Source organism: Amycolatopsis bartoniae (genome assembly GCF_014191255.1).
Taxonomy (GTDB): Bacteria; Actinomycetota; Actinomycetes; order Mycobacteriales; family Pseudonocardiaceae; genus Amycolatopsis_E; species Amycolatopsis_E bartoniae.
In genome coordinates this window covers 340,932-350,369 of the sequence record NZ_JACHWH010000006.1, presented here as the reverse complement: position 1 = coordinate 350,369, position 9,438 = coordinate 340,932, and the positions used below count along the sequence as shown (strand labels likewise).

8 protein-coding genes are annotated in these 9,438 nt (G+C 67.7%); 2 read left to right on the top strand and 6 right to left on the bottom strand.

Annotated features, from left to right (window positions below):
• The 5 genes from FHX82_RS26985 to FHX82_RS26965 form a co-directional block, all read right to left on the bottom strand.
• A partial coding sequence (locus FHX82_RS26985; protein ID WP_183176856.1) for an ROK family protein occupies nt 1-717 on the bottom strand: 717 nt, incomplete at its 3' end.
• Between the two features lie 35 nt (nt 718-752).
• Entirely contained in the window at nt 753-1,487 is a 735-nt protein-coding gene (locus tag FHX82_RS26980) for an ABC transporter ATP-binding protein (RefSeq protein WP_145933538.1), read from the bottom strand.
• The gene (locus tag FHX82_RS26975; RefSeq protein WP_145933539.1) at nt 1,484-2,236 is read right to left on the bottom strand and encodes an ABC transporter ATP-binding protein; all 753 of its coding nucleotides are present in this window, start codon (nt 2,234-2,236) and stop codon (nt 1,484-1,486) included. Before FHX82_RS26975 ends, FHX82_RS26980 begins: the two co-directional genes overlap by 4 nt.
• On the bottom strand, nt 2,233-4,260 hold the full coding sequence (locus tag FHX82_RS26970) for an ABC transporter permease (RefSeq protein ID WP_145933540.1): 2,028 nt from the start codon (nt 4,258-4,260) through the stop codon (nt 2,233-2,235). Before FHX82_RS26970 ends, FHX82_RS26975 begins: the two co-directional genes overlap by 4 nt.
• A gap of 31 nt (nt 4,261-4,291) precedes the next feature.
• Nucleotides 4,292-5,554 (bottom strand): ABC transporter substrate-binding protein, encoded by a 1,263-nt coding sequence (locus FHX82_RS26965; protein WP_145933541.1) that lies wholly within the window; start codon nt 5,552-5,554, stop codon nt 4,292-4,294.
• 254 nt (nt 5,555-5,808) lie between these two features.
• Between FHX82_RS26965 and FHX82_RS37855 the strand changes: the two genes are divergently transcribed.
• Nucleotides 5,809-7,353 (top strand): GMC oxidoreductase, encoded by a 1,545-nt coding sequence (locus FHX82_RS37855; RefSeq protein WP_221216567.1) that lies wholly within the window; start codon nt 5,809-5,811, stop codon nt 7,351-7,353.
• Nucleotides 7,354-7,449: 96 nt separating this feature from the next.
• Here FHX82_RS37855 and FHX82_RS26955 read toward each other — a convergent pair whose 3' ends face one another.
• Nucleotides 7,450-8,382 carry an NADP-dependent oxidoreductase gene (locus FHX82_RS26955; RefSeq protein ID WP_183176864.1) on the bottom strand — a complete coding sequence of 311 codons (933 nt, stop codon included), beginning with the start codon at nt 8,380-8,382 and terminating at the stop codon, nt 7,450-7,452.
• A 197-nt stretch (nt 8,383-8,579) separates the two neighbouring features.
• On the opposite strand from FHX82_RS26955, the gene FHX82_RS26950 reads away from it, so the two are divergent.
• Nucleotides 8,580-9,437: a GlxA family transcriptional regulator gene (locus tag FHX82_RS26950; RefSeq protein ID WP_308431539.1), complete on the top strand. Its 858-nt coding sequence runs from the start codon at nt 8,580-8,582 to the stop codon at nt 9,435-9,437.
• Nucleotide 9,438: the final 1 nt, after the last annotated feature.

The window sequence follows — 9,438 nt, the reverse complement described above, 5'->3', positions numbered from 1 at the left end:
CGCGACGATGGTGTGCCCGAAGTCGCCCGCGGAACCGCGCGCGCCGCGGTGGAGGCGCCCGCGGGAGATCAGACCAAGTCCGATGCCGGTGCCTGCCTTGAGCAGCAACAGATTGTCACCTGCGGCGCGGCGCGTCCTGCTCCACGCACCCAGCGCCATCAGGTTGACGTCGTTGTCGATCCAAACCGGCACACCGTAGTGCTCCTCGAGCCGTTCGCGGACGGGGAAGGCCTCCCATCCGGCCATGATCGGTGGCTGAACGGGTATCCCGCGCGCGAAGTCGACCGGACCCGGCAGCCCCAGGCCGATGCCCCACAACCGCTCACGCAGTTCGGGGGGGAGCAGCTTCGCGGAAAGGTCGTGCAGAGTCGCGAGCGACTCCTCCGGACCCGCCTCGATGTCCCACGACATCCGCTGGTCGTCCAGGAAGGTCCCGTCGAGGTCGACGACGGCGGCGTGCAGCCGAGTTGCGCCGAACACCACCGCGAGTACGACGGCGCGTCCCGGCGCGATCCGCAGGGTGCGGGACGGGCGGCCGCCGGTCGAAGGTGCGTGATCCCCTTCGACCAGCAGACCTGCCCGGATCGCGTCCTCGACGCGCTGCGTGATGATCGTGCGGCCGAGCCCGGTTTGGCGGGTCAGCTCGGGCCGCGTGACTGCGATCCCGCTCCTGATCATGCTGAGGATCAGCGACAGGGTTTGCGTGTGATCAGCCATGCAGCGTGGTCTCCATCAGCCGATGAGCTCCAGCTTCAGGCGACCTCGGGCTCACCGGACACTCGTTCCCCTAGGTAACTGGACATTATAAGCTTACGGTCCTGTCGCAGTGAACGCGCGTCGCCCGAGACCGCGAGGTCGCCGTGCACCAGGACATGACCGTGGTCCGCGATTTCCAGTGCCATCTGCACATGTTGTTCCACCAGCAGCACCCCCGCCCCGGTTTCGGCCACGACACGCCGGAGAACGGGCAGCAGGTCCTTCACGATCACCGGCGCCAGCCCGAGGCTGAGTTCGTCGACCAGCAGCAGCTTCGGTTCGCGGGCGAGCGCACGGCCCAGCCCGAGCATCTGCTGCTCACCGCCGGACAGCAGAGCTGCCCGGCGCTTGGCGAGCTTTCGTAGCACGGGAAAGTGGTCGAAAGCGATGTCGCGGTTGATTTTCTGGCCGCGGTGACGTAGCCGGAAATGCTCTTCCACGGTCAGGTTGGGGAAAATGCCGCGGCGGTCGGACATGTGGATCAGGCCGCTCCGCGCGACTTGTTGCGGGGTCTGGTTCGTCACCGGTTCGCCATCGAACAGGATGTGGCCCGACTGGACGGGCAGCAGCCGGGAGATGGCGCGCAGTGTGGTCGTTTTCCCGGCACCGTTGGGACCGAGCAGGGCCGCGATCTCACCACGGCCGATGCGGAGGCCCAGGTTCCGCACGACCGGAACTCCGGTGTAGCCCACGCTGAGGTTCTGGACCTCGAGCACGTTTCCGTCGGTCATGCCGCGGTTCCTTCCTCGCCGAGGTAAGCCTTGACGACGGCGTCCGAAGAGCGGATCTCCTCGGGCGTGCCGACGGCGATGACCCGGCCTAGGTCGAGCACGTAGATCCTGTCGCACACGCTGAGCACCAAGCCCATGTCGTGGTCCACGAGCAACAGCGAAGTCCCCGCGTCCACAAGGGACCGAAGCCGCCTGCCGAGTTCGAGGCTCTCGTCGGAGTCGAGCCCCGCCGCGGGCTCGTCAAGGCACAGCACTCGCCCGCCCGCGGCGAACGCCCGCGCCACGTCGACCATTTTGCGGCGCCCCTGGGGGAGCGCTTCCGGCAGATCATCGGCCAGGTGCCGCAGCTTGAGCAAGTCCAGTGCCCGATCGACAGCTTCGGGTGCCGGGCCGCGTCCGGTCAGCAGCTTGCGCAGTCCTCCACCCGCCTGGGAGTTGGCCGCCCCGACTTCCAGGTTTTCGCGGACGGTCAGCTCGTCGTAGAGTTCGGCGCCTTGCCAGGTGCGGTTCAGACCTTTGCGGGCGCGGACGTGTGGCTTGTCACCGCTGATGTCCGTGCCTTCCAGCATGACGTTTCCGCTGCACCGGGTGAAGCCGGTGATCGCGTCGATGAACGTGGTCTTACCCGCGCCGTTCGGCCCGATCAGGCCGACCAGCTCGCCTTCGGAAATGGACAGTGACACGTCGTCCAGCGCCTTGTTCCCGCCGTACGTCACGCCGAGGCGGACGGTCTCCAGTGCGGCGGTCATCGCACTCCTCCCTGCACCATCGTGCCGTCGGACACGGGTGTGGCGGCCCGCGGCGATCTGCGGAGTGCGCGCCACAGGCGTCCCGGCCACTGGGGTTTGGCGGACAGCGCGATGCCATCCGGGTTGGTCACGACTGTGACGATCAGGAGCAGACCGGCGATCGCGGTCTGCACCGTGGTGTTGATGCCGAGGAAGTGGTTGAGCGCGTAGCTGCCGAGCCCCTGCGTGATCAGGAATCCACCGACGAGTGCGCCCCGTACGGTCGTGATCCCGCCGAGATAGGCGAAGGCCACCAGGCCCAGCGTGTTCGCGATGCTGAAACGCGTCGAGTCCACCGCATTGAAGTTGTAGCTGTACAACACTCCGGCGAGCGCGATCACCGCCGAGGACAGGCCGAACGCGATCAGCTTCATGCGGCGCGGGGAAATGCCGGACGCCGCGGCAGCGCGCTCGTTCGACCGGACCGCCAGCATCTGCTTGCCCAGCGTCGACCGCCGGACGGCGACCACCCCGAGGGACACCACCAGCAACACGGCCAGGCAGCACAAGCCGAAGAACGGACTGGGGAGCGCACCGTCGATGCCCGGTACGGGGGACTGGGCCCCGATGTCGAACCCGAACAGCGTCGGCTCGGGAACCGGAGATCCCGCTCCGCGCGCACCCCAAACCGGATTCTGGAACCCGAAGGTGAGCAGCGCGTCGCAGGCGGCGAGCGTGAGAATGGCCAGTTGGACCCCGCGTACGCGCAGCGCCGGCAGGGCCACGACCAGTCCGATGATCGTGGCGGCGACGATCCCGGCCAACGGGGACCAGGGCCAGCCGACGCCGGCTTGGCTGGCCAGTTTGGACAGGACGAGGCCGCAAACCCCGGCGAGACCGTACTGGAACAGCGAAGCCTGCCCGATCAGACCAGTGACGAGCACCAGCGAGAGACAGGCGACTGCGCCGATCATGCTCAGGATCAGCGCCTGCCGGAAGTCGAAGGGAAGGAGGAACAACGCTGCTGCCGCGACGATGCCGCTGATCACTGTCGGGCGCGTGACCCGTTTTGGTGCCGGGGCGGCCGGCAGCCGGGGTTCGACGATGGTGCCGCGGTCGGGCAGGCTCTGCCCGCGCAACAACAGGATCGCCGCGATGACGAGGAAGTAGATCAGTTCGACGACGCCGGGCATGGGCAGGCCACCCGAGGTGGGGAACCACGGCTGCGCCTGCGCGGCGGTGACCAGCGAGCCGATCACCCCCATCCCGATTCCGGCGGCACCGGCGATGAGGAACGAGGTGAACCGCGCCAGCAGCGCCGCCCCGAGAGCGGGCACCACCGCGAGCGCGATCGTGGAGGGGTCGAGCTGCGTCAGCGGCGCCACGAAGATGCCGAGGCCACCGGCTATGACACTGGCCAGTACTGTGTTCACCATCGCGATCCGGCTCGCGGACAGACCGGAAAGCGCTGCCTCGTCCTCGTTCTGCTGCGCGGCCCGCGTCGCGAGGCCGAACCGGCTGTACCGGTAGAGCGCGGCCAGTGCGCAGGCCAGCACGACCACCAGGCCGAGGAGCAACAGCCGGTTGCTGGGAACCACACCGCCGAACATCTTGAGCGAGACGGAGGAGACGACGCTGGGCGCGGCCTTGCCCTGGGTGCCGAACACCAGCACCACATAGGCTTGCACCACGAGGTAGACGCCGACGGTCGCGACCAGTTTCGCGAGCGCTGACTGGGTGCGTAGCGGCCGCAGCACCAACAGGTGCAGCAGCACACCGAATGCTGCGCAGGTGACGAGCGTGTACAACACGGCCGCGGGGACGGGCACGACCCGCCCCGGTCCGCCCGCGACGGGCAGGACCGGGAACAGGAGGAAACCCTCGACGCGTAAGCCGTAGAACACGTACGCGCCCAGCATCGCGATCGCGCCCGCGGAGATGTTGATGGTGCCCGAGCCGCGATAGGTCAGCAGCAGGCTCAGTGCGATCCCGGCGATGAGCGCACCGCTGCCGAGACCGAGTACAACGAACAGCAAGATCTGCATGGGACTTCTCCCGTCCGTGTCCCGACCGGCCTCACCGAGGCAGGTTCGCCCAGTCCGTGGCCGTCCAGTGGTCGTTGCCTTCGTAGGTGTAGAAGCGGTCCGCGATTCCGGACAGCGCCGGGCTGCCTTCGACCGAACCGAACTTCACCTTCGGCGTGCCCAGCAGGACCCCGTCGGTGTAACCGGCCAGTCCCTTGGCGACGGAGTCCGGAGTGACGGCGTCCGGACCGATAGTGTTGAGCACCTTGGCGAGGGCGAACGCGGCACCGAACGCGGCCGGCGCGCCGATGCCGATCTGGGAACCCGGAGCGTATTTGGCCATGACCGCCTTGTAGAACGACATCTGACCCGTCGGGTCGTCCGCGTACTGCAACAGCGTGTTCGCCTCGAAGGACCACTTCGGGAAATCACCGAGTGTCTTGTGCAGGTCATCGGTCGCGCACAGCGAGGTCCCGATGATCGGTGTGGAGGCTCCGAGCTGCTGCAGCGCCAACGCTGCCGCGGTGCAGCCCGATGTGGTGGCGACGAGTGGCATTATCGCATCGGCCTTCTGGTTCACCGCGGAGGTGAATGTCGACGTGAGGTCCGTACTGCTTTGTGGGAACGTGAGGTTCGTGACGTGCAGGCCGGCCGCCTCGTATGTCTGCTTGGCGTACTGGGCGATTTGCAGGTCGCCGGGGTCGTCGCTGCTGACGACGACGAGGTTCTTGTAGCCCTTGGATTTGACGTAGGTGAGCATGCCCGGGATCGAGGCGAGAACGTTCGGGTTGAGCGTGTAGGTGCCCGCGGCGGTGGTGTCCGTCCCAGGATTCGCGAGCGTCACCAGTGTCGGCTTCTTGCCGTTGATGGTCTGGTGCACCGCCTGCGTGCCGACGTTGAGGCCGCCCTGCATGACCACCGAGATGCTGGGGTCGTTGAGGAAACGCTGCGCGCACTGCTGGGCTTCCTCCTCCGAGGAGCCGATCTTGCAGACCTCGAGCTGGAGCGTGGCGCCCTTGATCCCGCTCTGCTTCTCGTTGACGTAGCTGAAGGCGGCTTGGATGGCCGCGCTCACCTCGGGGTCGGAGACCGTGCCACCCTCCTGGTTGATGAGCCCGACCTTGATCGTCTTGCCGCCGGTGGCGGCGCCGGCCGAACCACCGCTGAAACTGGCACCGATCGAATCGTCGATCGTGGTCGTGGTGGCGGCATTGTCCGGGGAGCCGCCGGTCGTCGCGGTTTCCGAACAACCGGCCAGCGTGAGTACCGCGGCCATCAAGCAGGCCAAGCGGGTCTTGCGACTGCTGCTGTTCATCCTCACCTCGTTGTGCCGGGCTCCCTGGCGGTGGGAGCCGCTGGATTGCTGTCAGCAGGCTGGCGGGCAGTCGCACGCCAGCGGACTTGGCGAATAACTTATGCTCAGATTGAGCAAAAAACAACCTTTGTAGGTCGTGATCTCCTGGTTACCGACCGCTCTGTGGCCCCCATGATCTCGCCAAGTTGTTGTGTTTTGTTCAAAACATGCGTAACCTGCCGTCCGATGCAGGGATGTCGGACGAGGAGAACGCTGTGAGTGAGACGAACGCGCCGGTGCGGGAGACTGGACGACCTGTCGCAGCCGACATCGTCGTGGTCGGCAGCGGCCCGGTGGGCAGTGCCGCGGCCACCCGGCTCGCGCTGCTGCGCCCCGAGGCTTCGGTCCTGGTGCTGGAGGTCGGACCGTGGCTGCCCGGAACGGCAGGCGTGAACGTCAAGAACGTTCCGGATCTCGAACAGCGGGCCGCCATGCAGGTGCGCTCCCAGGGGCCGATCCAGCAGTCGTACGGAGTGTCGGTGCTGCAGGACCGCACGCGCCGCGCGGCCCGGGAAGGCTCCGACGTACTGGCACGGCCGGGTACCTTTCTGCTTTCCGCCCTGGGCGGCGCTCCTGGCGGGATGCCCGCTGCCGCGCTGTCCTCGAACGTCGGCGGGATGGGGGTGCACTGGACCTGTGCGTGTCCCTGGCCTTACGGATCCGAGCGCACCGACCTGCTCTCGGCCGACGAGTGGTCCTCGTCCTTGCAGGAGGCGCGCTCTTTGCTGCGCGTCACGCAGAACGCGTTTCCCGCAACGGCAACCGGTGAGCGAGTGTTGGCCGGGTTGCGCGAGGAGTATCCCGACGCCGTGAAAATCGGGCGCGGCCCCACGACGATGCCGTTGGCCGTCAGTCCCGGCGAACATCGGGAGTGGACCGGCCCGGCGAAGATCTGGGAGCAGTTGCCGTCGGACGCGAAAGTGCGCCTGCGCGCCGAAACCCTCGTGACGCGGCTGATCGTCGAGGGCGACGACGTGCGGGGTGTCGAAGTCCGCGACGTGCCAACCGGGGAAACCTGGCGGATCGACGCTCGGCTCGTTTTCGTCGCCGCCGACTCCTTCCGGACCCCGCAGTTGTTGTGGGCGTCGGGAATTCGCCCGCAGGCGCTCGGACGCTACCTCAACGACCACACCCAGGTCATGAGCCTCGTGGACGTCGACTTCGACGAACCGCAGGAACGAGCGTCCGGGGACGACGACCCGCTCGCCGGCGTCTACTGGCTTCCCTTCAGTGACGAGGTCCACCCGTTCCACGGCCAGATCATGCACTTCGAGTTGTCCCCGGTGCCGCTCACCGGCGAGGTGCGGAACGCGAACACACAGACGGTGGGGCTCGGGTACTTCGTGCCGAAGGACCTGCGGCCGGAAGATCGGATCGTGTTTTCCGAGTCCCGGCGGGACTTCTACGGCATGCCGGCCATGACGGTGGAGTACGGGCTCACCGAGGTCGACGAGGAACGGATCGAGCTGGCGAAGACGTACATGCGCCGCAGTGCCGCCGCGATCGGCCGGCTACGGGAACCGGATCCGTTCCTGCTGCTGCAGCCCGGCAGTTCGCTGCACTATCAAGGGACGGTGCGCATGGGCGCCACCGACGACGGCACCAGCGTCACCGACGGCACCTGCCGCGTGTGGGGACTATCCAATTTGTACCTCGGCGGCAATGGTGTCATCCCGACGCCGACTGCCGGTAACCCGACGCTCACGAGCGTGGCGCTGGCTCTGCGCGCGGCCGAAGCGGCTGCGAAGAGCCTGAGCTGAAAGAAAAGGACGTCGGTGCTCGCGGGCCAGCCGCCCGTCGAGAACGCAGAAGTAGTCGGCGGCCGCGGGTGGCCGGGCCACCCGCGGCCGGAACGCCTACGTAGTCAAAACGATCTTGCCGGTGGTCCGGCCGCTTTCGCCCAGCGCGTGCGCCTTCGCTGCTTCGGAAAGCGGGAAGACGGCCTCGATGTGGGCTTGCAGCTGTCCGGATCGCACGAGGTCGGAGATGGCCAGCATGCCCGCGTGATCGGCTTCGACCAACATCGTCTCCGCGCGGACACCCAGCTCGGCCGCCCTCGCCGCATCTTGTTCCGGTGAGTCGGACGGCAGGAGCGAAACGAGCGTCCCGCCGCGACGGAGCACGCCGAAGGACCGGGTGCGGGTTTCTCCGGCGAGCGGGTCCAGGATCACGTCGATGTCCCCGGTGGCTTCGGCGAAATCCGTGGTGCTGTAGTCGATCACTTCGTCGGCGCCCAGCGAGCGCAGGAAGTCGTGCTTGGGCGCCCGCGCCGTGCCGATGACGTGAGCGCCGCGTGCCTTGGCGATCTGCACGGCGAGGTGCCCGACCCCGCCGGCTGCCGCGTGCACGAGAACACGGTGTCCCGCTTGCACATTTGCCGTGTCGACCAGCGCTTGGTAGGCAGTGAGCGCGGCGAGGGGGAGAGCCCCGGCATGCACGTGATCGACGTTCTCCGGTTTGCGGGCGAAGGCGCGCGCCGGCCCCGCCACGTACTCGGCGTGCGAGCCGACGCCGTAGGGGTAGGGGAGCATGCCGAACACCTCGTCCCCCGGTTTGAACAGGGTGACGCCGAAACCGACCGACTCCACGATGCCGGACACATCCCAGCCCAGGACCAGGGGCAGCTGTTTCACGAACGCGCGCCCGTCGCGGTGTTTCCAGTCCGTGGGGTTGACCCCGGCCGCACGGACGGCGACCAGGATCTCACTCAGACCCGGAGTCGGCCGCGGGATGCGGACTTCCTTCAGGACTTCCGGACCGCCGTAAGCGTCGTGTTGGATGGCGCGCATCGTTTCCTGGTCACTCATGTGTCCATTGTGACGCCCCGGGCGCCCTTGGAGTGATGGCCGGATAGCCATCTTTGGGTAAGATCTTGCCATGTCCGCGCCTCAACGAGTCGCCGTCCTGGCGCTGGATGGCGTGTATCCCTTCGAACTGGGGATCGCTGACCGGGTGTTCGGCTCCGCGGACGGGCCTGTACGAGGTCGTGACCTGTGCGGTCGACGAACAGCCGGTCCGCACCAGCTCGGACTTTCTGATCACCGTCAAGCACGGGCCGGAGGTGCTGGAGGCAGCCGACATCGTGGTGCTCCCGCCGTTCGCCGCGGCGAGCTTGACCAGGGACTTGCCGGAGCCGGTGATCGCGGCGCTCGAGTACGTGCGGCCCGGCGCCCGGTTCGTGTCCATTTGCACCGGCGCGTTCGTGCTCGCCGCCGCTGGGCTGCTCGACGGCCGCCCGGCCACCACGCACTGGGTCCTGGCCGATCTCTTTCGCGAGTGGTTTCCCCAGGTTCGGCTGAATCCGGGTGTGCTGTTCGTCGACGACGGGGACGTCTTGACTTCCGCGGGAGCCGCGTCCGGAGTGGACGCTTGCCTGCACCTCCTGCGCAAGGACCACGGCGGCGAACTGGCCAACCGGGTGGCGCGGGTGTGTGTGGTCCCGCCCTGGCGCGACGGCGGGGAGGCGCAATACAGCGAACTGCCGATCCCGCCGGCGTCGAAGACGGGGACGTCGGCCACCCGGCAGTGGGCGTTGCAGAACCTGCACGAGCCTCTGAGCCTCGCGGATCTGGCCCGGCGAGCGCAGATGAGCGCGCGCACTTTCGCACGCCGCTTCCACGACGAGGTCGGCACGAGCCCGGGGCGCTGGCTCATCCAGCAGCGCGTCTCCCGAGCCTGTCACCTGCTGGAATCCAGCGACCTGCCCGTGGCCGACATCGCGCGGCAGGTCGGGTTCGCGACCTCTGCCTCGTTGCGCAAGCACCTGTACGCCGCCGTCGGCGTCACGCCGCTCGCGTACCGCCGTGCTTTCGGTGGGGCAGGACGCTTGCCAGTGACACGTTGAC